Source organism: Kutzneria chonburiensis (assembly GCF_028622115.1).
GTDB lineage: Bacteria > Actinomycetota > Actinomycetes > Mycobacteriales > Pseudonocardiaceae > Kutzneria > Kutzneria chonburiensis.
Genome location: NZ_CP097263.1, coordinates 6,673,794 through 6,698,842 on the forward strand (window position 1 = coordinate 6,673,794; position 25,049 = coordinate 6,698,842).

Below are 25,049 nucleotides of genomic sequence, written 5' to 3' on the forward strand. Positions count from 1 at the left end.
AAACAGCCCCGTTTACTCGACGGTCACCGACTTCGCGAGGTTACGCGGCTTGTCGACGTCGTACCCGCGACTGCGCGCGATCTCGGCCGCCAGCACCTGCAACGGCACGCTGGACACCAAGGGCTGCAACAAGGTCGGCACGGCCGGTACCTCGATCAGGTGGTCCGCGAACGGCTTGACCGTGTCGTCGCCCTCCTCGGCGATGACGATGGTCCGCGCGCCACGGGCCTGGATCTCGCTGATGTTGGACAGCAGCTTGCTGTGCAGGACCGCGCGGCCCTTGGGCGACGGCATCACGACGACCACCGGCAGCTGGTCCTCGATCAGGGCGATCGGCCCGTGCTTGAGCTCGCCGGCGGCGAAGCCCTCGGCGTGCATGTAGGCCAGCTCCTTCAGCTTCAACGCGCCTTCGAGGGCGACGGGGAAGCCGACGTGCCGGCCGAGGAACAGGATGGCCTTGGAGTCGGACAGCTCACGGCCGAGCTCACGGACCTGGCCGACGGTGCCCAGCGCCTGCTGCACGGCGGCCGGCATCGCCTCCAGCTCGTGGAACTCGCGGGCCACCTCGTCCGGGTACTTGGTGCCACGGGCCTGGGCGAGCGCGAGGCCGACGAGGTAGTTGGCGGCGATCTGGGCCAAGAACGTCTTGGTGGCGGCGACGCCGATCTCCGGGCCGGCGTGGGTGTAGAGCACGGCGTCGGACTCGCGCGGGATCTGGGCCCCGTTGGTGTTGCAGATGGCTAGCACGCGGGCCTTCTGCTCACGGGCGTGCCGGACGGCCTCCAGCGTGTCGGCGGTCTCGCCGGACTGCGAGATGGCGACGACGAGCGTGTCCCGGTCCAGCACCGGGTCGCGGTAGCGGAACTCGCTGGCCAGCTCGCACTCCACGGGCAGCCGGGTCCAGTGCTCGATGGCGTACTTGGCGACCAGCCCGGAGTGATAGGCGGTGCCGCAGGCCACCACGAAGACCTTGTCCACGTCACGCAGGTCCTGGTCGGCCAGCCGCTGCTCGTCGAGCACGATGCGACCGTCGGTGAAGTGCCCGCGCAGCGTGTTGGCCAGCGCCTCCGGCTGCTCCTCGATCTCCTTGAGCATGAAGTAGTCGTGGCCGCCCTTCTCGGCGGCCGACAGGTCCCAGTTGACCTCGAACGGTTTGGCCACCACCGGTTCCCCGTGGAAGTCGGTGACCTCGTAGCCGTCCTTGGTGATCACGACGACCTGATCCTGCCCCAGCTCGACGGCGTTGCGCGTGTGCTCGATGAACGCGGCGACGTCGGAGGCCAGGAAGGTCTCGCCCTCGCCGACGCCGACGACCAGCGGCGAGGAACGTCGGGCGGCGACGACCTTGTCCGGCTCGTCGGCGTGGGTCACGACCAGCGTGAACGCGCCCTCCAGGCGGCGGCACACGGTCCGCACGGCCGCGGCGAGGTCACCGTCGTAGATCCGGGCGACCAGGTGGGCCGCGGTCTCGCTGTCGGTGTCGCTGGCCAGCTCGACCCCGTCGGCCTCCAGCTCGGCCCGCAGCTGGGCGAAGTTCTCGATGATCCCGTTGTGCACCACGGCAATGCGGCCGGTGGTGTCCCGGTGCGGGTGCGAGTTGCGGTCGACCGGCGCGCCATGGGTGGCCCACCGGGTATGGCCCATGCCGGTGCCGCCGGCAAGGGTGTCCCGGCCGACCTCGTCCAGCCGTGCCTCCAGGTTGGCCAGCCGGCCGGCCTTGCGCTCGACCGCCAGCCCGCCGTCGCCGTCGAGGACGGCGACGCCCGCCGAGTCGTATCCCCGGTACTCCAACCGGCGCAATCCGTCCAGGACGACGTCCAGTGCCGGGCGATGGCCGGTGTAACCCACGATTCCACACACGACGGTACAGACTAGCTAGACCACCTCGCGGTTGGCAGCGGCCGGGTTGATTCCCGTCACAGCTGGTCAGGGGCATGATCGGAATCGATTTGGTGTAGACCATTACTGATCATTCGGGCCAGCACCCCATCCGGTACGGTCCGGGGTATGGCGCGACGCAAGCCGTTGACCGCGAAGCAGGCGCTCACCGAGCTCAGCCGGCCCGGTCCGCACGGCGTGCGGCGCGGCGACCTGGCCCTGGTCGGGCTGCCCGGCACCCTGTTCACTCCGCGCGGCGGCCACGGTCTGCCGGCGGTGGCGTTCGGGCACGGCTGGCTTCAGCCCCCGCACCGGTACCTCGGGCTGTTTCGGCACCTCGCGTCGTGGGGCGTGGTGGTCGCGGCGCCGGCGACGCATCGAGGCCCGCTGGCCTCGGCCCGGCTGTTCGCGGGGGACCTGCGCACGGCGCTGGACGTGGTCTCGGGTGTGCGGCTCGGCGACGGCGACATCGGTGTGGACGCCGAAAAACTGGCCCTCGGCGGGCATGGTGCCGGCGGCGGCGCGGCCGTGCTGGCGGCGGCCGAAGACGAGCGGGTACGCGGCGTTTTCACTGTCGCCGCTTCGGAAACGATGCCGTCGGCGGTCGACGCGGCTCGGCTGTGTCTGATGCCGGCGGTGCACCTGGCGGCCGAGGAAGACCTGATCTCGCCGCCGGTCGGCCACGCCGAGGCCATCGCCCAGAACTGGGGCGGGCCGGTGCAGACGCGGACCATTCCCGGCGCCAACCACCTCGGTTTCACCGAAGGGCGGCACTGGAGCGAACTGCTGCTGAGCGGCCGCGGCGAGGCCAAGACGCAGACCGTGGCCAAGGCGGTCATCACGGCGTTTCTGTTGCGGCAGTTGAACGGCGACCGCACCTACGACGAGCTGCTGTACGGCGACGTGAAGCGAGCACCCGTCACGTACCAGCGTGCGGGCCGTACGACGACGGCCCGCACGCGGGGCTAGCTATTCCATCCAGCTCTGGTTCGAGTAGTCGTCATCGTCGTCGTAGACGGGACGCGCGGTGCGCCGCGGCGTCGGCCGCGGCGGCGGGGTGACCTCGGGCATCTGGAAGGACGGCGCGGGCGGCGGGTTGTACTCGTCCTCGCTGTCGAAGAACGTGTACTTCTCCTCGCGGAGTTCTTGCACCGGACGGGAAACCGGCCGACCGGCGGCCTCGGCCTCACGCTTGGCCTTGGCCTCGGCCATGACCTTCTGGCTGGTTTCCTTGTTCTCCTTCTTGGCGTCGGCGAACTTCTTCTCGCTCGCCGCACGCTGCTGCTTGACGTCGTCCCGGAGCCGCCGCATCTCCGCGACCGCGGTGCTCGCGGCGAACGCTGCCTCGTAGCTCACCGCTGACTCCCCTCGTCGTCACCGAGCACGCCGTTCATCCGGCTCACGCCGGCCTGGCCGGTGTCGTCGAACACGGCGCTGGGCGTCCGCCAGGCCGCGTTCGTGCTGCGTTCCTGGTCCTCGCCGCCGCCACCGTGACCGCCGCCGCCCATGGCCCCCATCATCGGCATGCCGCCGCCCATCGGGGAACCGGCCTGGCCCGCGGCCTGGTGCGCGCCGCCGAGCTGGGCCAGTCCGGCGTCGCCGGGAGCGCTGGCCTGCTCGGTCGACGCCTGGCCGCCCATGCTCGGGGCCGCGCTGTGCGCGGTGTCCCAGGCGCCGGCGTGGTGCGCGCCGCCCTGGTCGCCGACCATGCCGTGGCCGCTCTCGCCACCCAACGTCCAGGCCGACGTGCCGCCGGTGTCGGCGGCGGCCGGCGTGAACGACGCCGCCGCGACCGTGGTGGACGCCGGGGTGTCGAACAGGCTGCCGGAGAAGTTGCCCTGGTCGTGCTGGTCGGTCGGGGCGTAGGTGAAGCCCGGGTCGGCCGCGGCCGGCGCGGTCCACGCCGGCTCCGGCATCGCCACCGGCACGTCGTCCGGCAGCGCGTGCGCCGGGCCGGTGGGCGCCGGGGTGTCGCCCGGCATCGTCCAGCCGGAGGCGTCCGCGCCGCCCGTGTCGGCGGCCGCCGGGTCGGTGCCCAGCGCGCTCGCGTCGTGATGCAGCGGCTGGTGGGCCGGCTCATCGATCGCGTGCGCGCCGCCGGAGGAAGCGGTCGGCTGCGTGCCGACGCCGTCAGCACCGGCGGCGTGGGTGCCGGCCGGCGAGGCCGTCGGGCCGGCGGCGTCGTTGTAGTCGATGGTGTACGTGTGCGGCGGCTTGCCGGTGCCGTCGTCGATGGAGACCTGGACCTCGCCCGGCACCTTGCCCTGCTGCGCGGTGATGGTCAGGTCGCCGTCGTGGATCACGGCCTTGCCGTCCGGGCCGGCCGGCGTCGGGATGGAGCCGTCCGGGTTGGCCCCCGGCTGACCGGGGACGCCCGGCTGACCGGGAACGCCGCCGGGCTGACCGGGCATGCCGCTGCCCGGCATCTGGCCCTGGACACCGGTCTGGCCGACGGCACCCGGATGGTTGATGCCGCCGTGCCCCGGCGCACCGGGCTGACCCGGCTGGCCGGCGAGGCCGGCCACGGCCGGGTTGTTGGCCACCTTGCTGAAGTCGACGTCGTAGGTCTTGGCCGGCTTGCCGTCGCCGTCGTCCACCTTGATCTTGACGTGGCCCTGCCCGTCGGGGCTGTCCACCTCGATGGTGTTGGCGCCGTCCTGGATCTTCACCGTCTCGGCCGACTGCGGCGCGGTCGGGTGCGGGATCTGGGTCGGGGGCGTCACCGGCGGCGTCGGAGGCGTCACCGGCGGGGTCGGGCCACCACCGGGAGGGCCACCGCCGCCAGGAGGCCCACCGCCACCGGGAGGGCCGCCACCGCCGGGAGGGCCACCGCCACCGGGCGGTCCACCACCGTTGTGCGGCGGCGGCCCGCCACCGGTCTTCGGCGGCTCCGGCTTGCCCTCAGGCACCTGCGACAGCCCGGAGAACGGGCTCTTGTTGATCGACTCGGCGGTGCTGATCAGGTTCTGGAACGCCTGCTTGATGCCGGTGTCCGCGGTCTTCGAACCCTGTTGCAGCAGCTGGAGGTTCTGCTCGAACGGCTCCTTGAAGCCGGCGTCGAGCACCTTCTGGGTCAGGCCGGCGATGAACTGGAGGAACCAGTCCGTCTCGACGCCCATGATCCACAGGATGCACTCGCCCAGCGTGCTGCACACCGCCCAGGCGGCGTCCAGCGCCCAGCCGCCGGGGAAGTCGAAGCCGATCAGGTCGGCGACGCCGTCCTTGAGCTTGTTGACCAGATCGTCAAGGCCCTTCTCGGCCTTGTAGATGAGGATCAGCTCGAGGGTCGTCATCTGGTCGAACTGGATCTTGCTGAAGTCGATCTGGTCCAGCGTCTGGCCGTAGGCGTCGACGATCTGCTTGGCCGCGGACGTGCTCGACGTGATGGCCTGGCTCAGCTTGTCCAGGTCGCTGTCGATGGTCTGGGACTTGGTGCTGAACTGCTGGATGTAGGAGCCGAAGGCGTTGGCCGCGTCGCCCTGCCACGAACTGCCGACAACCCCGGTGACCTTGCCGTTCATCTCGTCACAGCTGGCCGAGAAGTCCGACGCCACCTGGGACAGGTCGTCGGCCGCCTGGGCCAGCTGCCCGTAGTCGATGCCGCGGGGCTGGTCGAACGGCTTGACGATGTCGTTGTCGAAGCTGAGGTTCTTGCCGGTGTAGAGGTTGTAGAGGTCGAGCCAGTCCTTGAAGCCGTCGCGCTTGTCGGTGTGCGCGTCGCAGACGTCGTCGGAGCGACCGCTCAGATCGCCGCCGCCGTCCTCACCGGCCCCGTCGCCGTAGTCGCCGCCGTCTCCCCCGTCGCCGCCGTCTCCCCCGTCGCCGCCGTCCCCGCCATCACCACCGTCGCCCCCATCACCGCCGTCGCCGCCGTTTCCGCCATTACCCCCGTTACCGCCGTTGCCACCATTGCCGCCGCGGCCGTTCTGGCCGTCTTCGCCGTCCTGGCCGTCCTGCCCGTTGCGGCGGCGGCGCTCGTCCTTGCCCTCATCGTCCTTCTTCGGATGCGTGCCGCCGCCCGGCTCCTCGTCATCCTTCTTGGGATGAACCGGCTTGGTCGTGTCCGGCTTGTGGTGCGTGGTCGACGACGAGCCGCCGCTGTGGTGGCTCCCGTGTGTTTTGGACATCAGGCGTTACCCCCGAGGCCGAGATCGACGACGCATTCGAGGAATCGGTGTCGGCGTAGTTCTTCGCGGTCGCGTTCAATCCGGCGCAGATGTCCTCCGCGTGCGAACCGAAGTCCTTCATGTTGGCGCTCAAGGTCTGCACGGCCTTCGCCGCCGCATCGCCGGCCTGCGGGCACGACTTCCCCGTGATGTCCCCCGTGACGTGCACCGAGTCCAGCGTGTTGCGATATCCGACCGCGGTCGTCTCATCGAGATCTCGGAAGTACGAACCGAGAGTCGTGATCGCCCCGCCGTCGGCCTTGACGCTGCCCGACATGATCTTTGTCCTCCCCTGCCCCCTGCTGTGGATGACTACTCGGACTCCACGGGGCGCGTTTCGGTTCCACCCCGCGGTTCACGCCGATGCGTCGCACACTATTACAGAAACCGGACAGGGCAGGGCGCTATCACCGAAGTGGTGACCGCCGGTCAACGCACCGCGGAAACGACCTCGGCCAGCCGGGTCGCGGCGCCGTGGGCCTCGTCGTGGCTGGGGGCCTCGACCATGACCCGGACCAACTGCTCGGTGCCGGACGGGCGCAGCAGCACGCGGCCGGTCTCGCCCAGCTCGGCCGTCACCTCGGCGACGGCCTTGTTCACGGTCTCGGCCGCGGCGACGGCCGCCTTGTCGGCCACCCGCACGTTGATCAGCACCTGCGGCAGCCGTCGCATGACGCCGGCCAACTCGCCGAGCGACTTGCCGGTGGCGGCCACGCGGGCCATCAGCCGCAGCGCGGTGAGCAGGCCGTCGCCGGTGGTGGCGTGCGAGGGCAAGATCACGTGACCGGACTGCTCGCCGCCCAGCGAGTAGCCGCCGGAGCGCAGCTCTTCCACCACGTAGCGGTCGCCGACCGCGGTGGTGAGCAGCCGCACTCCGTACTCCTTCATGGCCAGGTGCAGGCCGAGGTTGCTCATCACGGTGGCGACGAGCGTGTCGTCCTTGAGCTCGCCGGCGTCCTTGAGGGCCAACGCCAGCACGGCCATGATCTGGTCGCCGTCCACCTCGGCGCCGGTGCCGTCCACCGCCAGGCAGCGGTCGGCGTCGCCGTCGTGAGCGATGCCCAGGTCGGCCCCGTGCTCCAGCACCGCCGCCTGGAGCACGTCCAGGTGGGTGGAGCCGACGCCGTCGTTGATGTTCAGGCCGGTCGGGTCGGCGTGGATGGCGATCACCTCGGCACCGGCCCGGCGGTAGGCCTGCGGCGCGGTGGTGGAGGCGGCGCCGTTGGCGCAGTCCACCACGATGCGCAGGCCGTGCAGGTCGTGCGGGGTGGAGAGGAGCAGGTGGTCGATGTAGCGGTTGACCGCGTCCGGCACGTCGCTGACCCGGCCGACACCCGCGCCGGTCGGGCGGCCCTCGGTCTCGCCGAGCCGGGACTCGATCTCGTTCTCCAGCTCGTCGGACAGCTTCAGGCCGCCCTTGGCGAAGAACTTGATGCCGTTGTCGGGCATCGGATTGTGCGAGGCGGAGATCATCACGCCCAGGTCGGCGCCGAGTTCGGCGACCAGGAAGGCCACCGCCGGGGTGGGCAGCACGCCCAGCCGCAGCACGTCCGCACCGGCCGCCGTGAGGCCGGCGGTGACCGCCGCCTCCAGCATCTCGCCGCTGGCCCTCGGGTCCCGGCCCACCACCGCGATCGGACGGTGCGTGGTGTCGTGCTCGGCCAGCACCCGGGCCGCGGCCGCGGCCAGCGAGAGCGCCAGCTCCGGGGTCAGGTCGGCGTTGGCCATACCGCGGACGCCGTCGGTGCCGAACAGACGGGACATGGACGCTGCTACCTCCGGGGGCGGGGAAACGTCGGGGCGGCCAGACTACGGCTACGGCGCGCAAGGGCCGGAAGGGGTTGCTGGGTGCAGTGACCCAAACATGCCGAAAGGCGGCTTGACCTGCGAAAATCGCAGACAAGCCGCCTTTCGGAAAAACTCAACGCTTGGAGTACTGAGGCGCCTTGCGGGCCTTCTTCAGACCGTACTTCTTGCGCTCCTTGGCCCGCGGGTCACGGGTCAGGAAGCCGGCCTTCTTCAGGGCCGGACGGTCCTCGGACTCGAACTCGATGAGCGCGCGGGCGATCGCCAGCCGCAGCGCACCGGCCTGGCCGGAGATGCCGCCGCCGACGAGGTTGCCGATGATGTCGAACATCTCGACGCGCTCGACGGTCACCAGCGGCTCCTTGATGAGCTGCTGGTGCACCTTGTTCGGGAAGTACTGCTCCAGGCTCTTGCCGTTCAGCGTGAACTTGCCGGAACCCGGCACCAGTCGCACGCGAACGATGGCCTCCTTGCGGCGGCCGACGGTCTGGATCAGACGGTTGGGCAGCGCGACCGGGGCGGGGGCCGGCGCGGCCTCGGCCTCGGCGTCCTCGGCGACGGCGTCGAACTCGGCGACGGCGTCGGCCTCGGTGGTCTCGGTCTCGACAGCCTCGGTGGCCTCGGCAGCGACGGCCTCGTCGGCGAGCTGCTCGGGCTCGTGGTCAGGAGTGGTCACTGAAACTTCCTCGGTCACTGGGCGATCTTGGTGATCTCGAACGGCTGCGGCTGCTGGGCCGCGTGCGGGTGCGCCGGGCCGGCGTACACCTTGAGCTTGCTGGCCATGGCACGGCCCAGACGGGTGTGCGGCAGCATGCCCTTGATCGCCCGCTCCACGAGACGCTCGGGCTGCTTCTCCAGCATCTCGCCGAAGGAGCGCTTGCTCAGGCCGCCCGGGTGGCCGCTGTGGCGGTACACGAACGCCTGGTCCCGCTTGTTGCCGGTGAGCGCCACCTTCTCGGCGTTCACGATGACGACGAAGTCACCGGTGTCGACATGCGGGGCGTAGATGGGCTTGTGCTTGCCACGCAGCAGCGTCGCGGCCTGGGTGGCGAGCCGGCCGAGCACCACGTCCTGGGCGTCGATGACGTGCCAGGCGCGGTTCACCTCGCCGGCCTTCGGGCTGTACGTGCGCACGGATCTACCTCGTCGTCACTCACTCTGTAGCGCGACCCTAAGCAGGTCCACGCTCATGTCATGGGGTGTCGTTGCGGCGGGACGCGCCAGCGTGTTCGTGAACTGCTGGAGCACGCGCGGCAGCAAGCCTCGCGCCGCATAACCGCACAACAACAAAAGAAGATACCCGCCTCTACCCGTGAGGGTCAAAACGGGTGGTCGGAACACATACGTGGACCCCGGGACGGGTCGTCCCAGGGTCCACGGGCCTCGCGATCGGGCGTGACGAAGGTCTCAGCCCCAGAGCTTCTTGGCCGAACCCTCGGCGCTCTCGTAGCCGTCGGCGGCCTGGCGGACGGCGATGCCGATCGCCTCGAGGGTCTCCTTGAAGTCCTTGGCCGCCGCGTCCCAGTTGCGCTGGGCGTTCTGGTAGGCCTCCGCCGCGTCACCGGTCCAGTCGGCGACGATCGGCGCGATCTTGCTCTTCAGCGTGTCCAGGTGCCCGCCGACCGTGTTGGCCGCGTTGGTCACGTCCTGGGACGCCTGCTGGATCTCGGCGAAAGTGACCTTGACGATGCCGTCACTCACGATGTTCTCCCCTGATTGAAGTCTGACAAAGCCGCGAATGCTAAAGATGCGTTTCCGGCCGTGGCCGAAACGACAAAGCCAAGGTCAGCCGTTCAGCCGGCTGCTGATGTTGCTGATGCCGTGCGAGGCTTCCTCTTCCTGCTGCGAGTAGGTGCCGGACGCGGTCCGCATCGCGGTGGAGATGTCGTTCAGGGCCTGGTTCAGCTTCTTGGCGTCCTCCATCAGACGCTCCTGGAGCTGCTGGAACGCCGCGGAGGCCTGGCCCTTCCAGCTGGACTGGAGCGGGGTGAGGTCGCCGTTGAGCTTGTTGACCGTCGCGTTGATCTCCTGCTCGACGTTCTCGATGTCCTTGGCGCAGCTCGCCATCTCGGCGATGTTGGTCCCCATAGCACCGGCCACGGAAGTGCCCCCTTCAATCGAGTGAGTACTACTGCTTGGTTCGTACGGTTACTGCGACGACGACAGTGCCACGGTCGGTTCCACCGCGTCGCGACTTCTTCGCAAACCGTTGCTCATGTAAACGGGCCCGGGTGGAACTAGCCGCGGAACATGATTCCCTCCTGCGAAAAGTCCTCGTCGTCGTCACTCGGAAGGGGGCGTCGTACCGCCGCCACGGGTGGCTTCGGGGCACTCGGAGTAGTCGGCCCGGCTGGGGCCAACAGCTCGGTGCCCTCGGGCAACCGGTCCACCGGCAGCCCCTCGTCGCTACGGAACGAGGCCGCTGCCCGGCGCAGCCCCGGCGCGGTCAGGTCGGCCGGCTCCGGCCGGGCCTCCCGGGCCCGGACCTTGCCGACCAGCTCCCGGGTCTGGCCCTTGGTGGCGGCGCTGCGCGCCCTGGCCTCGGACGCGGCCCGGCTGCCCCGCGCCACGGCGGAGTCGACCTCGGACCGGAACTGGCTCATCGCCTCGCCGATGGACACGGCGTCTCCCTCCTCAGGCTTGCACCGCCAGCGTGCTCACGACCTGCTGGCAGGCGGCGGTCACGGAGTCCTTGTCGCCGGGCGCGTACTGGCAGCCGACGCTGACCTGCGCCTTGCCCTTGAGGACCACGTACCAGTCGACCGATGCCCCGTCGACGCGCTCGCGGTAGTAGAGGACATCCTTGCCGCCGAAGCTGGCGGCGTCCGAGAAATCGGAGAAGTCGGGGCCGGCCTGCTCGACCGCCGACCGGACCTGGCCGATCGCCTGGTCCCGCTGGGCGCTGGCGTCGTAGTTCAGCGCCCGCTCCTGGACGGAGATCACCTGCTTGCCGGTCGACCCGTCCGGCTTGAGCTGCACCTCGCGGAACGAGGCGTTGCCGCCGGTCTGGCTCCAGCCCGACGGGGCGGTGAAGCGGTAGTCGTACTGCGCCACGTCCTTGCCGTCCGGGCCGCCGGTGACCAGGCGAAACACCGTCACGCCGGCGACGACCACCAGCACCACGGAGCCGACCACAACCCACGGCAGCCACTTGCCGCGCTTCTTCTCCGGTACGGGCACCTGGGGAAAGTTGGCCGGCACGGGCCGGGTGACGTCGACAACAGCCCCGGCCGGCATCGGTCCCGCGCCGCCCACCGGCACCGCCGGGTAGCCCGCGCGAGGCGTCTCCAGCGGCTGCTGCATCGGGCTGGGCGGCCGCACCCCGGGAAACGCGCCCGTCCGATGTGGATCAAGGGTGACCACCCGCAGCGCGCCACGGGCCACGATCGTCTCCGGCTGGTCGAGCGTCGTCGGCATCACGCCGGCACGCTCGTGCACCAGCCGCGCCACCAACGGGATCCGGCTGGAGCCGCCGACCAGGAACACCGTGCTGAGCTCACCGGCGGTCAGCCGCGCCGCCTTCACGGTGTCGGCCATCAGGTCGGCCGCCCGGCCCAGCTGCGGGCCGATCAGCCGCTCCAGGTCGGCCCGCGTCACGTGGGCGTCCGGAAACGGTTGCGGCATCGGCACATCGGTGTAGGCATGCCGGGACAGCGTCTCCTTGGCCCCGCGCACGTCCTGCCGCAGCACGCGACGACGCCGCCGGTCGGCCATCTCACGGCCTTCCATCAACGCCTGCCACGCCTGCGGATCCGACGACGACACGAGCGTGCCGACGTGCTCCAGCAACGCCTGGTCGATGTCCGCACCGCCGAAGTTCGGCTCGCCACGGGTAGCCAGCACCTCGAACGACGCCCCACGTCGCCGCACCACGCTGGCGTCCACGGTGCCGCCGCCGAAGTCCAGTACGGCCAAGGCGGTTCCGTCCGGCATCGCCGTCGACGCCGAGTGGAACACCGCCGCCGCAACGGGTTCCGGCACCAGCGCCACCTCGGCGCCGAGCCCTTGCCCGGCCTGGCGCAGGATTCGCGTGCGAACCGCGCCCCAGTCGGCGGGATGGGTCAGCACCAGCAGGTCGATCCGCGCGCCGCCGACCAACCGCCGGGCTTCGTTCGTGGCCCGTACGAGCACCGCTCGCACCACGTCCAGCACGTTCAGCACGGTGTCGCCGAGCAGCAGCTGCCCCTCGTCGATGCGGCGCTTGGGATTCGGCTCGTAACGCGACGGGTCCACCGCCGCCTGCCGCTCCGCCTCCTGCCCGACGAACAGCGTGCCGCCGCGGTCGGCGAAGACCGCCGACGGCATCACCGGCGTGCCGCCCTCCAGGACGACCAGCTGCGGCTCCTTGCCGTCGACGGCCACCGCCACGCACGTGCTCGACGTGCCGAAGTCGACCGCCACGTGAAAGGACATCGCGCTCATCCTCCCCGGAAGGGTCGCGAGGCCCCACCACCCCGCCTTTCGATCCACCCCGAAGAGCGCGAGGCCCCGCCGGTGCTTCGCACGGTTGGCGGATTTTCGAGCGCCGCCACCCAACGCACCCCACCCTCAAGCCATGCGGCGTTCGAAAATCCGGCAAGGGCGAGGCACCGGCTACCCGGGGCCGAGCCCGCCGCGGCACGCGGCGCAAGGACACTGTCAACTCACTCGCCCGGCAGCCACGCGGTCTGCATGAGCTGCTGGCCCAGCTTGCGGGTGACGATCACACCGCGGCCCGGCGGCAGGATCGTCGGCTTGTACGTGCCGACCAGCACACCCTCGTCCTTGCTACAGCTCATGACCATGCCCGGGGCGGCGATCTCGCGCAGCTTGCCGATCACCGGGTCGAACAGCGCCCGGCTGGCCCCGCCGGAGCGGCGGGCCAGGATCATGTGCAGGCCGACGTCCTTGGCCTGCGGCAGGAACTCGGACAGCGGCTGCAGCGGGTTGCCGCTCTGGGTGGCCACCAGGTCGTAGTCGTCGACGACGACGAACACGTCCGGCCCCTTCCACCAGGACCGGGCCTTGAGCTGCTCCTGCGTGACGTCGGGGCCGGGCAGCCGGCCCTTGAGCGAGTTCTTGATGTCGTTGATGGTGTCGCCGAGCTGGTTGGCCGACACCACGTAGCTGAGCAGGTGGTCGGTGTCGACGAAGCCCAGCATCGTGCGCCGGTAGTCGACCAGCAGGATGACGGCCTCGCTGGTGGTGTACCGGGTCATGATGCCGCGCACGATGGTCCGCAGCAGGTTGGTCTTGCCGGACTCGCCCTCGGCGAAGGCGTAGAAGTGCGAGTCGTTGTCGAAGTCGAGGTACACCGGCGCCAGGCCGTCCTCGTTGACGCCGATCGGGATCAGGTGCGGGTTGCGCTGCTGTTGCTGGGCCGGCAGCTGCTCGTACGGCAGCAGCTCGGGCAGCAGCCGGACCTGCGGCGCGACCGGACCGCGCCAGGCGGCCGTGATCTTGCCGATGGCGTCCTGCACGCCCGCGCCGACGTCGCCGACGTTGGACGAGGCGTCGATACGCGGCAGCGCGGTCAGGAAGTGCAGCCGGTCCGGCGTCATGCCGCGGCCGGGCCGGCCGACCGGCACGTTCACCGCGACCTTGCGGTCGAACTCGGACTCGCTCGGGTCGCCGAGCCGAAGCTCGAACCGGGTGCCCATGAGGTCCTTGACCGCCGGCCGGATCTCGGCCCAGCGGTTGGCCGAGATGACCACGTGGATGCCGAAGGACAGGCCCTGCGCGGCCAGGTTGAGGATGGACTGCTCCAGCGCCTCGAACTCCTGCCGGAAGTTCAGCCAGCCGTCGATGATCACGAAGACGTCGCCGTACGGGTCGTCCTTGATCTCGCCGCGGCGCTTGCGGTTGCGGAACTCGACCATGCCGTCGATGCCGGCGGCCCGGAAGCGCTGTTCCCGGTCGGCGATCAGGCCGGTCAGCTCGGCCACCATGCGCCGGGCCTTGTCCGGCTCGAGCCGGCTGGCAACGCCGCCGACGTGCGGCAGCCCCTCCAGCGGCGCGAGCGTGCCGCCACCGAGGTCGAGGCAGTAGAACTGGACCTCTTCCGGCGTGTGCGTCACGGCCATCGACATGATCAACGTCCGCAGCAGCATGGACTTGCCGGACTGCGGGCCGCCGACGACCGCGCCGTGGCCGGCCGCGCCGGAGAAGTCGGCCCAGAACGGGTCACGCCGCTGGTCGAACGGCTTGTCCACCAGGCCGAGCGGGATCTGGAGGTAGCCCTGGTAGCCCTGCGGGTAGATGCCCCGGTCCGGCGTCGCGGCCAGCGGCGGCAGCAGCATGTCCAGCGACTGCGGCTCGTTCAGCGGTGGCAGCCACACCTGGTGGGCCGGCGCGCCCTGGCCGTTGAGCCGCCCGACGATGACCTCGAGCACGCTCGGCTCGATCTTGTCGTCTTCCTTGGGCTTCTCCTTGACCGCCTCGCGCGGCTTCTCCGGCTCCTTGGGGATCTCCACGAAGTCCGGCACGAACCACTTGGGCCTGCGGTCGCCGCTGATGCCGGCCGGCGTGGCCGGGCCGGCGATCATGCCGGCCGGCCGGTACGGGCCGGAGACGTAGGCCGCCTTGAACCGGGTCATCGGCTCACCCTGCACGGCCAGGTAACCCGAACCCGGGATCGGCGGCAGCTCGTAGGCGTCCGGCACGCCCAGCACGGCACGGGACTCCGAGGCGGAGAAGGTCTTCAGACCGATCCGGTACGACAGATACGTGTCGAGACCGCGCAGCTTGCCTTCCTCCAGCCGCTGCGAGGCCAGCAGCATGTGGATCTGCAGCGACCGGCCGACCCGGCCGATCTGGAGGAAGATGTCGATGAAGTCGGGCTTGGCCGTCAGCATCTCGGAGAACTCGTCGATGCAGATGAACAGGGCCGGCAGCGGGTCGAGGTCGGCGCCCTTCTCGCGGGCGCTCTCGTAGTCCCACACGTTCTTGTAGTTGCCCTTGGCCAGCACTTCCTGGCGGCGGGACACCTCGCCGGCGATGGCGTCCTTCATGCGGTCGACCATGGTGAGGTCGCCGGACAGGTTGGTGATGACCGCGGCCACGTGCGGCGCGTCGTCGAGACCGAGGAACGTGGCGCCACCCTTGAAGTCCACCAGGATCATGTTGAGCGCGGTGGACGAGTGCGTGGCCAGCAGGCCGAGCACGAGCGTGCGCAGGAACTCCGACTTGCCGGAACCGGTGGCGCCGATGCACAGGCCGTGCGGGCCCATGCCGCCCTCGGCCGCCTCCTTGATGTCCAGCTCGACGGACTGGCCGAACTCGCCGACGCCGAACGGGATCTTGTACCGGTCCGACTTCGGCCGCGGCCGCCAGGCCTGCGCGATCTCGAACGTCATCGGGTCGCCCGGAATCCCGAGCAGCTCGAGGATCGGCGGGTTGGCGTTGAGCAGCGGCTGGTCCTCGGAGCCGGTGGCCTCCTGGCCGCCGATCCGGTACGGCGACAGCCGCCGGGCCAGCGTCTCGGCCTCCTGGACCGACAGCGTGTCGGGCTGGCCGAACCACTCGACGCCGGCGCCGCTGCGGGCGCCGATCCGGTCCGGCTCCACGACGAGGCGCAGGCCGCGGCGGGCGGCCAGGTTGCCGAGCGAGTCGGACAGGTCGAGCAGGGTCACACCGACGAGGCCCTCGTCGAGGATGATCTGCTCCTCGCGGGTGATCTCACCGTCGTCGACGACGATCAGGATGTGCGGCTGGTCGGTCAGCGGCGGGGCGTTGCGCTGGAAGCGCTGGCGGTCCTTGGTCTGCTCGTGCAGCCAGTCCTCGACCTGCTGCAGCGAGCCGCTCATCAGGCGCAGCTGGCCGATGCCGTCGACGTCGGTCGGGTGCTGGGCGTGCGGCAGCCACTTGCACCATTCCCACTCGTCCTTGGCCCGCCCGGCGCTGACCACGGCGATCAGCAGGTCCTCGGGCGAGTGGAAGGTGACCAGCTGGGCGATCATGGCCCGGGCCAGGCCGCGGGTCAGGTCCCGCTCGCCCAGCAGCGAGATGGCGGCGAAGCCGCGCATGGTGATCATGGTCGGCAGGTCGGGCACGATCGAGTGGGCGCGCACGAAACGGCGCAGCGCCAGGGTGGCGATCGGCTCCAGCTCGTCGACCGGTCCGGTCTGCGGCGGCACCAGCCGAGTGGCCAGCCGCTGCGAGCCGCGGGCGATGCGCACGTGGCCGAAGTCGGGGTCGTTCTGCCGGCGCTCCCACATCCGCCTGCTGGTGGCCATCGACCACAGGGCCTGGGGGTCCGGGTGGTTCCACTCCAGCGCGGCCCGCTGGTCGTCGGCCGCACCGCGGGCCCGCTCCCGCATCTGGCCGAGGTAGCGCAGGTAGTCCTTGCGGTCCTCGTTCATCTCGGCCTTGCGCTGGCCGCCGCCGCGCCCGCCGCCGGCGCCGCCGGCCATCATGCCGACGGTGGAGATCAGGAAGAAGCCGCCCATCATGATGGTCTGCGGGTTCTTGGCGCCGGGCGCCGTGAACATGTAGCCCATCATGCCGACCGACGCGACGATCATGACGATCGGCAGCACCTTCATCACGATGTTGCCGGGAATGACCCTGGGCAGCTCGGGCGGCGGCTCCAGGTGCACCTCACCGCCGGGCGGCCGCGGGGCGGCAAGGCGCGCCTGACGCCTGAACTGGAGCGTGCTCACCGGGACACACCTCTTCGGGTCGGGGGTGGATCAAAACCCATTCCAACGTCTTCACCGGAACCGCCGTTCCCGGGCGTCCCGGTGCGGCCATACTAGGGGCGGCCACCGGCGGCGCGCGGGCGGTTCGCGGAGTTCGGATGCGAAACGGCTGCACGCGGCGGTGGTGAGTCCACACGAGACCGAAAGATGAGGGGGCCCTGGTGGCAACCGGTACGACGGTGTTCAGCCGGGTGACGGTGGTCGCGCCGCAGACACGGATCGACGTCGCGTTGCCGTCCGACGTCGCGGTTGCCGACCTGATGCCCATGCTGTTGCAGATGGCCAAGGAGAACCGGCCGGACGGCGGCGCCCGCCACGGCGGCTGGTGCCTGGCCAAGCTGGGCGAGGCCACGCCACTGGAGGCCAGCCGCACGCTGGCCTCGCTCGGCGTGGTCGACGGCGATCTGCTCCAGCTGCGACGCCGTTCGGAGAATCCGCCGCCGCCGCTGTACGACGACGTCGTCGACGCCATCGCGGAGTCCAATCCGGACAGTTTCCGGCCGTGGACCCCCGAGACGGCAAGGCGAATCGGTCACGTCGCCGGCACCGTCGCGCTGATCGGCGCGGCGATCGCGGTGCTGCTGGCCGGTCCACTGATGCCCGGCGGTTACGGCCTCGTGGCCGCGATCGCCGCCGGCGTCGGCATGATCGCCAGCGTCGTCGCCGGCGCGGTGCTGACCCGGGTCTACCAGGTGCCGGTCACGGGCGTGATCGTCGCCGCGGCCGGCGGGCTGCCGATGGCCTTCGTGGCCGGGCTGTACGTGATCCCGGGCGAGCTCACCCGGTGGAGCCTGCTGCTGGCCTGCCTGCTGGTGATGATCGTCTCCTGGGCCTGCATCCTGGTCGTCGGATCGGGTGTGACCGTGTTCATCGCGGCGGCCACCGCGTCCACCCTCGGCTGGCTGGCCTTCCTGGTCGGCGCGCTGCTGGACACCCAGCCCATCGCCGGCGTGGCCGCCGGTGCGGCGGCGGTGTCGCTGGTCGCGCTGTCCTGGCTGCCGCGCTTCACCATCCGGCTGGCCAAGTTGCCGCTGCCGACCGTGCCGGGCAACGCCGAGGACCTCAAGGACGACGGCGGCTTCCCCGAGTACACCATGATCGAGAAGCGAGCCGGCCTCGCCCACGAGTACATGACCGGCATGATCATCGGCGCCGGCGTGACCTCCGCCGTGGCCGCCGTGCTGGCCGCCACCTCCGGCACCGTGTGGGGTCCGGTCTTCGCCGTCGTGGTCACGCTGGTGATGCTGCTGCGCTCGCGCACGTACGCCAACGGCAGCCAGGCGGTGGCCCTGCTGGCCAGCGGCATCGTCGCCGGCGCAGGCGTGCTGGCCGGCTGGATCTGGCTGTCCGACCCGTTCGGCCGGCTGCTGTGGGTGTTCGGCACGCTGATCGTCGTCGGCGCGGCCGCGCTGGTGCTCGGTGTCGCCTTCCCCAAGCAAAAGTTCTCGCCCGTGCTGCGCCGGTCCGTCGACGTGTTCGAGGCCATCTGCATCGCCGCCGTGGTGCCGCTGGCGCTGGCCGTGATGGACCTCTACAGCACGCTGCGCCACCTGAACCTCTGAGGGGATCATGCGGATCACACGGACAACGGCGCTCGCCGCGACCGTTCTGGTCGGCCTGCTCGGCCCCGGCCTCGCCCCCGCGCTGGCCCAGGACACCGTCCCGGCCGCCGGTGCGGACGCGTGGGCCCCGCCCACCCTGAGCGGCGGCGGCTCGCCCGGCAATCCCACGCCGGACAAGTCGGTCGGGGCCCCGCAAGGCGCGACCTTCTCGGAAGAGCAGCAGTGCATCACCTCCAGCGGCGGAGGCGCGCAGCTGAAGGACCCGCCCAACGGCCAGACCTGGCTGCGGCTCGATGAGGCCCACCAGTACGCCCAGGGCCGCAACCAGATCGTCGCCGTGATCGACACCGGTGTGAACCAGCACGACGAGTTCACCGGACGGCTGCTGCCGAAGGTCGACTACCTCGGCAACATCAGCGGTGTCAGCAAGGACGACTGCGACGGGCACGGCACCGAGGTCGCCGGCATCATCGGCGCCGACACCACCGGTACGGGCGTCGGTTTCCAGGGCGTTGCGCCGAAGGCGCAGATCCTGCCCATCCGCCAGTCCAGCCCGTCGATCAAGGTCAAGACGGCGAACTCGCAGGCCTCGCCGTCGGCCGGCACGCCGACCTCGCTGGCCTATGCCATCGTGAACGCGGTCGAGAAGCACGCGAGCGTGATCAACATTTCGTTGTCGGCCTGCCTGACCCTGAAGATGGGCCAGGGCGACAAGACCGCGCAGGACCTGTTGCAGCGGGCCATCCACTACGCCGTGCACGACAAGAAGGTGGTCATCGTGGCCGCCGCCGGCAACCTCGAGCAGCAGGGCGGCTGCAACACCCAGAACGACACCCCGGACCCAAACCGTCCCAAGTGGATCGAGTCACCGGCCTGGTTCTCCGACGACGTCATGTCGGTCGCCGCGATCACCACCGACAGCGCCAACAAGCAGACCCCGGGCGCGCCGGCCCCGTTCACCATGTGGGGACCGTGGGTGAGCGTGGCCGGGCCGGGCACCGGCATCATCACTCTCGACCCGGGCCGCAGCACCGGCCTGGCCAACCAGGAGACCACCAGCAACGGTCCGCAGCCGTTGCAGGGCACCAGTTTCGCCGCCCCGTACGTGGCCGGTCTGGCCGCCCTGGTCCGCGAGAGGTTCCCGAACCTCGACGCCTACCAGGTGATGCACCGCATCGAGATGACCGCGCAGCACCCCGGCACCCCGTCCGGCCGCAACAACCAGGTCGGCTACGGCATGATCGACCCGGTGGCCGCGTTGACCGCCGTCATCCCGGGCGAGCCCGGTTCACCGGCCAAGGCCCAGGCCGAGCAGATCAAGTCCGATGTGGGCGTGGCCGAGGTGAAGAGCCTGTCCCCGATGATGTGGGCCATGTACGGCACGATCATCGGCGTCGTACTGCTGCTGATCACCCTGTTCGCCGTGCACGCCGCCAGCCGCGCCCGCCGCAACCACCGGCCCGCGCCGCAGCGGCTCCGCATGTGAGCATCACTCGAAAGCTAAGGGGCCTCGCGCTTGCGAGGCCCCTTTTTCATTGCCGGATACAGTCTGCTAGTTCTCCCCGATGACCGTCGGCGCGGTCTTCTCCGGGGCGCCGAGCAGGTCACGGAGATCGCCGCTGAGGCGGATCTTGGACTTGTGCTCCTGGTCCTCGCCGCCCTGGCCCTTCTGCCCGCCGGCCATGCCGCCCATCATGCCCATGCCACCGCCGGCCTGACCGCCGCCCGGTGAGGCGGCAGCAGCGGCCGGGGCGGCGGGAGCGGGCGTGTAGTGCTCGGTGGAGGTCGTTTCGGCAGCGCCGGAGACGGTGCCGGCACTTGGGGCCTGCACGGCGTCGTGAGCGATCCCAGCGCCAGCGCCCATCGCGCCGCCGCCACCACCGGCGTGCATGCCGCCACCGCCGGCCGCGTGGGCGGCGGCAGCAGCGGCCGGGGCGGCGGGAGCGGGCGTGTAGTGCTCGGTGGAGGTCGTTTCGGCAGCGCCGGAGACGGTGCCGGCACTTGGGGCCTGCACGGCGTCGTGAGCGATCCCAGCGCCAGCGCCCATCGCGCCGCCGCCACCACCGGCGTGCATGCCGCCACCGCCGGCCGCGTGGGCGGCGGCAGCAGCGGCCGGGGCGGTCGCAGTGGGTGGCGAAGGCGGGGAGGGAGGTGCGGAAGCGGGCGGGGCGTAGTCGTAGGACCAGTTCCCGGACGGCATCGGGTGCTTGATGGTGATCTTGGAGAAGGCGTCGCCGCCGTGCACACCGCTGCACAGCTTGGTGAAGGCCTCCAACACGTCCCGCACGGACTCGAAGAGCTGCTTGGTCGGCTCGTGCTGGTCGTCGAGATGCTCGGTGGCCCGCTTCTCGCCGTGCACGGGCACGGACAGCGCCTCGGACACGGTGTCGGCGCTCTCGGCAAGGGTGTCGCCGAGCTGGTCGACCAGGTGCTCGACGCCGTCGGCGGTCTGCTGCAAGGCGTCGGCCATGGCGTTCATGGCGTCGGCCAGGTCGTGCCCGGACAAGCCGTAGCCCTGCATGTACGCCATGAACGAGTCGGCGTCCTTGCCCTGCCACGACGCGTCCAAGCCGCCCAGCGACTTGGTCAACGTGTCGGTGACCTCGGTGGCGGCCTTGGCCGCCTTGCGCCAGCGGTCGGCCTCGTCCCGGAGCGCCGACCACTTGCCGACCAGCGGCGCGTAGTACTCCTCGACCGGATCGGTCACGCCGAGCTGGCGGCTGATCTGCGACAGGTAGTCCAGGTGGGCCGGTGACGCGCTCACTTGCCACCAGCCTTCTTCAGCAGCGCCGCGACGTCCTGGTCGTGCGAGCCGTAGTGGTCGGCGGTCTTGGCCAACCCTTCGGCGGCCGCGGTCAGCGCGTCCACCGCCCGTGAGAGCTGATCGGACAAGGTCTGCGCGGCCTGGGCGTACGCGCTGTCGGCGCCGGTGTTGTGGCCCAACTGCCCGAACGCGTCAGCCGGCAGCGGCGCGCCCTTGAGCGCGTCCCGCGCCGAGCCCAGCTCCTCCGACGACCGGGAGACCGTCTTGGCATAGCTCGCGATCCAGTCCGGATCGATGTGCACGCCGCTCACGTCATCCCCTCTCGTCGACAGGTCCTTTGACGCGGCCGGGCCGCGTTCAGTTCCCGCCGCCGGCCGGCGGCGCCTGCTGTTGCTGGCTCGGCGCCGCGGTCGGGTAGCTGCCGGCGTCGGCCGGCGGCTGCATGGTGTCGTACGTGCGCAGCGCCGCCCCCGGATCGAGCGCGGTGCCCTGCGGCAGCAGCCGCACGATCGCATCCGGCGCCGGCGGGTAGCTGGCCGGGTCGCCGAGACCGACACCGGCGGCCACCTGGTCCGGGTTCATTGACGGGATCGACGACGCGAAGCCGTAGCGCACGCCCAGGTCGGAGATCACGTACACCGGACCGGTTCGTTCGTCCGAAGTGGACGTGCTGTCCCGCACCACGGCCGCCTGGCCGGTCGGCAGGTAGAAGTCGGTGATCTTGGTGCCGTCGACGCTCGGCAGCCCCAGCTTGATCGGCGTGGCGTTGTTGGGCAGCAGCGGCTTGTTCGACTCGGCGATGCGCACGGTCAGCTTCGGCGAGTTGTTCGGGAAGCTCCAGGCCGCGCACAGCACCGGGTAGTCGTTGCCGTCGATCGGCTGCACCCGCTGCACGGGGAACTCATCCAGCTCCCATGGCACGGAGACGCGCGGGATGTCCGTCAGATCGCCCGGCTGCACGTCGTGCTGCCTCTTGCCGCTGGCCTCGACGACGGCCTCGGCCGCGATCGGGGAGACCTCGTGCCGTCCCTCGGCCACCAGCACGTAGTAGTGCTCGGAGTTGTCGACCTCGACGGTCTTGAGCACGTCACCGATCAGCGCGTTGTCCGGCGTCGGGTAGCCGGGCTTGTCGCCACGGCCGGGAATGTCCGGCAGGCTCAGCGCGACCGTGCTCGGAATGGCGTTCAACACCGCCGAGCTGATCGGCCGCGCGTACGCCTTCTGCAACGAGTAGGCGTTGGCGATGGCCTTGTCCTTGTCCGGGTCCACTTCGGACTTGACCACGGCGACGCCGGTGTTCTTCAGTCCGGGGCTCGAGCTGAACGGGGACTTGCGGTAGACCAGGTAGTACGACTTGCCGTTGTCCGGCGTGACCAGCAGCTGCTGCCCGGCGTTGAGCTCGGAACCGACACCGTCGACGCCGCCGATCACCGACGTGGTCGGGGTGGCGCTCGCGTCGGCGCTGTGCGGCAGCGTGTCGCACACGTCCCAGAAGTTGCCGATCCGTTGCGGCCCAACGGGAAGCATCTGCGGGCCGTCCACAATGCCCTGCTTCTTGTCACGCGGAAGGCCCTTGAGCACCTCGTCGTCGACCACCGCGGGCGTGGCCGCGGCCGGCGAGGTGGCGCCCTGCGCCCCGCCGCCGCTGCCGTTGGCCAACAGGATCAGCCGAGCCGACGTCACGTTGAACGTGGGCACCAACCGCTTGTTGTTGCTGGCGTCGGTGATCAACGCGTACACCGCGCCGGACTGCTTGCCGATCACGACGCCGTTGGACTCCGGCACCGAGCCGGCCGGGCTGAGCACGGCGAACAGGACAAAGCCGATGGCCGCGACCATGGCCAGCAGCACACCGACCACCGCCGAGCGCATGTGCGAGCCCATCGGGTCGTGCAGCATCACCGAGTCCTTGCGCACCAAGGCGGACTCCATCCGCCTCAGCATGAATCGGTACGCCTGGACCTGGGACTTGCTCGTAGGTGTCGAAGGCATTCGCAGCTCGCAGCTCTCCCGTTCGCGGTACGGTTTCGCAGGATAGCGGGAGGCAGTGCCGGCCGGGTGCGCTTCGGGTGGACCCGATCGGCCGGCGCCCGATATCGCAGCGAACACCGAGGGGAAGATCGAGCGGATGTCCGTGACCACGCAACGCCCGGGGCCGCCCAGCAACGGCGCGCCCCCGCCGCAGGCGCAGTCAGCCACGCCCCCGCCGCGACGCGTGCCGCCGGCACGCCGGCGCAAGGCGGGCGCGAGCATCGGCGGCCTGCCGGTGGCCAACCTCGTCGTGCTCGAGGTCGGCGTGGCCATCGGCCTCGTGCTGCTGGCGATCAACCGCTCCTGGCTGTACGTGGCGGCCGGGGTGGTCGGTGTCGCGCTCATCCTGACGTTCATCCGCTGGAGCGGCCGCTGGTTCACGCAGTGGGTCGGGCTGACGGTCCGCTACCTGTTCCGCTCGCACAGCCGGGTCAGCTCGCCGGCCGAGGCGCCCGCGGTGGACGCCGACGATGAGACGAAGGTCATCGGCGCCGAAGACGCCCGTGTCGCGCTGCTCCGGCTCGCGGTGCCCGACCTCGTCGTCGCGCACGCCATCGACCACGAGCGCTCGCCGGTCGGCATGGCGTGGCAGGACGGCGTCTGGACCGCCGTGCTGCGGGTCGACGTGGAACCGCCGCTGGTCGCCCCGATCGGCAAGGCGCCGAACCTGCCGCTCGGTGTGCTCGCGCCGTGCCTTGAGGACCGCGGCGTGGTGCTGGACTCGATCCGGGTGCTGTGGCACTGCTACCCCGGCAGCGCCGTGCTCCCGCCCAGCTCGCCCGCACTGTCCTCATACATGGAGGTGATCGGCGCACTGCCGACCTCCGCCCGTCGGACCACGCTCGTCGCCGTGCGGCTGGACCCGCGGCGCTGCGGCGCGGCCATCCGTGAGCGTGGCGGCGGCGTCGTCGGCGCGCACCGGGCGCTGATCGGCGCGCTGTCCCGCGTGCGCAGCGCCCTGGAGAGCCGCGGCGTGACGACCCGTCCGCTGGACTCCGACGAGCTGCTGTCCACCGGCATCGCCATCAGTGAGCTGTCCGGCGCCGTCAACGCCGAGGGCCGCGTGGGGCTGACCGAGAAGTGGGGCGGCGTGACCGCCGCCGGCGTCGGCCACTCCAGCTACTCCATCACCGGCTGGCCCAGCGGCGGCGTCGCCGCCGGCCTGAACACGTTCACCAGCATCCGGGCGCTGTCCTCCACGGTCACGCTGGCCATCTCGCCCGGCGGCCAGGACGGCCAGGTCGGGCTGCGCGGGCTGGTCCGGCTCAGCGCCCGCACCCCGTCCGAGCTGAACCGCGCCGAGGACCGGCTGGAAAAGATGTCCGGCCAGCTCGGTTTCGACGTGACCCCGCTGCGCGGCCTGCAGAGCGCCGCGCTGGCCGCGACGCTGCCGTTCGGAGGATGGGCATGAGCACGAGTCAGACCCGGTCCCGGGACACCATGGGCAAGGTCGGCGGGCTCGCCCCCGAGTACCTGGTTTCGCCCGAGCTGCTGGACGCGGTCAGCCCGTCGGCCGAGCGCGGCGGCACGCTGATCGGCACCGACTCGCGCAACGAGCCGGCCAGCGTGTCCCTGCTGCGTCCGATGCCGACCAGGGTGGTCGCCCTCGGCGGCCTGTACCTGGCCCGCCAGCTCGCGCTGCGGGCGCTGGCCGCGGGTGCGTGGGTGATCATCGCGACCGGCCGGCCGCAGGCCTGGCAGGCGCTGGCCCAGGCCACCACCACCGGCCCGAACGAGCGGCCGCTGCCCGTCGTCTCGATCCGGCGGCTGTCGCCGATCGAGCTGCCCGACAGCTCCGAGGACAACCCGCTGCTGGTCGTGCACGACGGCGGCGCCACCCCGGTCGAGCTGCTGCCGCCGCGCACGCCGTGGCAGACCACCATGTACGTGCTGCCCTATCTGCACCCGCAGGCCGGTGCGCTGGCCATGAACGCCGACCTGGTGCTCATCCAGCGGCTACAGGCCGCGCAGGCCCAGCTGGCCGGCCGGATGTGGCGGCTCAACCCGGCCCAGGTCACCGAGCTGTCGCAGCTGCGCGACGACCACGTGCTGGCGCTCGGGCGGGACCTGTGGGTGCCGATCCGCCTGGTCACCAACGAGGGCGAGAAGCAGATCCTCGGCCCCGTGCGCCGCGGGGACTGATCCGAGGCAACCCGGTGGCGTC

20 protein-coding genes are annotated in these 25,049 nt (G+C 70.9%); 5 read left to right on the forward strand and 15 right to left on the reverse strand.

Translation table 11 applies throughout. The features are described 5' to 3' along the window. Positions 1-12: 12 nt before the first annotated feature. A complete protein-coding gene (gene glmS / locus M3Q35_RS30445; RefSeq protein ID WP_273935998.1) occupies positions 13-1,860 on the reverse strand; it encodes a glutamine--fructose-6-phosphate transaminase (isomerizing) in 1,848 nt (615 codons plus the stop codon). 147 nt (positions 1,861-2,007) lie between these two features. Here glmS and M3Q35_RS30450 point away from each other — a divergent pair, with 147 nt between their 5' ends. After that, positions 2,008-2,847, forward strand: coding sequence for an alpha/beta hydrolase (locus M3Q35_RS30450; RefSeq protein ID WP_273935999.1), 840 nt, complete (start codon positions 2,008-2,010; stop codon positions 2,845-2,847). On the opposite strand, the gene M3Q35_RS30455 is transcribed toward M3Q35_RS30450, so the two are convergent. The 11 genes from M3Q35_RS30455 to eccCa form a co-directional block, all read right to left on the reverse strand. Next, positions 2,848-3,234 carry a hypothetical protein gene (locus tag M3Q35_RS30455; protein ID WP_273936000.1) on the reverse strand — a complete coding sequence of 129 codons (387 nt, stop codon included), beginning with the start codon at positions 3,232-3,234 and terminating at the stop codon, positions 2,848-2,850. After that, positions 3,231-6,005: a WXG100 family type VII secretion target gene (locus M3Q35_RS30460; RefSeq protein WP_273936001.1), complete on the reverse strand. Its 2,775-nt coding sequence runs from the start codon at positions 6,003-6,005 to the stop codon at positions 3,231-3,233. Before M3Q35_RS30460 ends, M3Q35_RS30455 begins: the two co-directional genes overlap by 4 nt. Beyond that, positions 5,908-6,321, reverse strand: coding sequence for a type VII secretion target (locus M3Q35_RS30465; RefSeq protein ID WP_273936002.1), 414 nt, complete (start codon positions 6,319-6,321; stop codon positions 5,908-5,910). Before M3Q35_RS30465 ends, M3Q35_RS30460 begins: the two co-directional genes overlap by 98 nt. A 152-nt stretch (positions 6,322-6,473) precedes the next feature. Next, a complete protein-coding gene (glmM, locus tag M3Q35_RS30470) occupies positions 6,474-7,808 on the reverse strand; it encodes a phosphoglucosamine mutase (protein WP_273936003.1) in 1,335 nt (444 codons plus the stop codon). Between the two features lie 157 nt (positions 7,809-7,965). Next, positions 7,966-8,526 (reverse strand): 30S ribosomal protein S9, encoded by a 561-nt coding sequence (gene rpsI, locus M3Q35_RS30475; protein WP_273936005.1) that lies wholly within the window; start codon positions 8,524-8,526, stop codon positions 7,966-7,968. Between the two features lie 14 nt (positions 8,527-8,540). After that, positions 8,541-8,984, reverse strand: a complete 444-nt coding sequence (gene rplM / locus M3Q35_RS30480) for a 50S ribosomal protein L13 (protein WP_211765042.1) — start codon at positions 8,982-8,984, stop codon at positions 8,541-8,543. Positions 8,985-9,257: 273 nt separating this feature from the next. Continuing rightward, a complete protein-coding gene (locus tag M3Q35_RS30485; RefSeq protein WP_273936006.1) occupies positions 9,258-9,551 on the reverse strand; it encodes a WXG100 family type VII secretion target in 294 nt (97 codons plus the stop codon). Positions 9,552-9,635: 84 nt separating this feature from the next. Further along, positions 9,636-9,938 carry a WXG100 family type VII secretion target gene (locus M3Q35_RS30490; RefSeq protein ID WP_273936007.1) on the reverse strand — a complete coding sequence of 101 codons (303 nt, stop codon included), beginning with the start codon at positions 9,936-9,938 and terminating at the stop codon, positions 9,636-9,638. 149 nt (positions 9,939-10,087) lie between these two features. Further along, complete coding sequence (locus M3Q35_RS30495) at positions 10,088-10,471, reverse strand: hypothetical protein (protein WP_273936008.1); 384 nt, start codon at positions 10,469-10,471, stop codon at positions 10,088-10,090. A gap of 13 nt (positions 10,472-10,484) precedes the next feature. Then, entirely contained in the window at positions 10,485-12,263 is a 1,779-nt protein-coding gene (locus M3Q35_RS30500) for a type VII secretion-associated protein (RefSeq protein ID WP_273936009.1), read from the reverse strand. A gap of 230 nt (positions 12,264-12,493) precedes the next feature. Beyond that, positions 12,494-16,489: a type VII secretion protein EccCa gene (gene eccCa, locus M3Q35_RS30505; protein WP_273936010.1), complete on the reverse strand. Its 3,996-nt coding sequence runs from the start codon at positions 16,487-16,489 to the stop codon at positions 12,494-12,496. Positions 16,490-16,689: 200 nt separating this feature from the next. Here eccCa and eccD point away from each other — a divergent pair, with 200 nt between their 5' ends. Next, positions 16,690-18,090: a type VII secretion integral membrane protein EccD gene (gene eccD / locus M3Q35_RS30510; RefSeq protein ID WP_273936011.1), complete on the forward strand. Its 1,401-nt coding sequence runs from the start codon at positions 16,690-16,692 to the stop codon at positions 18,088-18,090. A gap of 7 nt (positions 18,091-18,097) precedes the next feature. Beyond that, positions 18,098-19,576, forward strand: a complete 1,479-nt coding sequence (gene mycP, locus M3Q35_RS30515) for a type VII secretion-associated serine protease mycosin (protein WP_273936012.1) — start codon at positions 18,098-18,100, stop codon at positions 19,574-19,576. Positions 19,577-19,642: 66 nt separating this feature from the next. Here the strand turns inward: mycP and M3Q35_RS30520 are convergent, their stop codons facing one another. The 3 genes from M3Q35_RS30520 to eccB are packed head-to-tail and all read right to left on the reverse strand — an operon-like array spanning position 19,643 to position 23,230. Further along, positions 19,643-20,854, reverse strand: a complete 1,212-nt coding sequence (locus M3Q35_RS30520) for a WXG100 family type VII secretion target (protein ID WP_273936013.1) — start codon at positions 20,852-20,854, stop codon at positions 19,643-19,645. Next, positions 20,851-21,165, reverse strand: coding sequence for a hypothetical protein (locus M3Q35_RS30525; RefSeq protein ID WP_273936014.1), 315 nt, complete (start codon positions 21,163-21,165; stop codon positions 20,851-20,853). The genes M3Q35_RS30520 and M3Q35_RS30525 overlap by 4 nt, the downstream gene beginning before the upstream one ends. A gap of 46 nt (positions 21,166-21,211) precedes the next feature. Continuing rightward, positions 21,212-23,230, reverse strand: a complete 2,019-nt coding sequence (gene eccB, locus M3Q35_RS30530) for a type VII secretion protein EccB (protein WP_337960488.1) — start codon at positions 23,228-23,230, stop codon at positions 21,212-21,214. Between eccB and eccE the strand changes: the two genes are divergently transcribed. After that, positions 23,121-24,296, forward strand: a complete 1,176-nt coding sequence (gene eccE, locus M3Q35_RS30535) for a type VII secretion protein EccE (RefSeq protein WP_337960489.1) — start codon at positions 23,121-23,123, stop codon at positions 24,294-24,296. The genes eccB and eccE overlap by 110 nt on opposite strands. Continuing rightward, on the forward strand, positions 24,293-25,027 hold the full coding sequence (locus tag M3Q35_RS30540; RefSeq protein WP_273936018.1) for a hypothetical protein: 735 nt from the start codon (positions 24,293-24,295) through the stop codon (positions 25,025-25,027). Before eccE ends, M3Q35_RS30540 begins: the two co-directional genes overlap by 4 nt. The last annotated feature ends 22 nt before the right edge of the window (positions 25,028-25,049 follow it).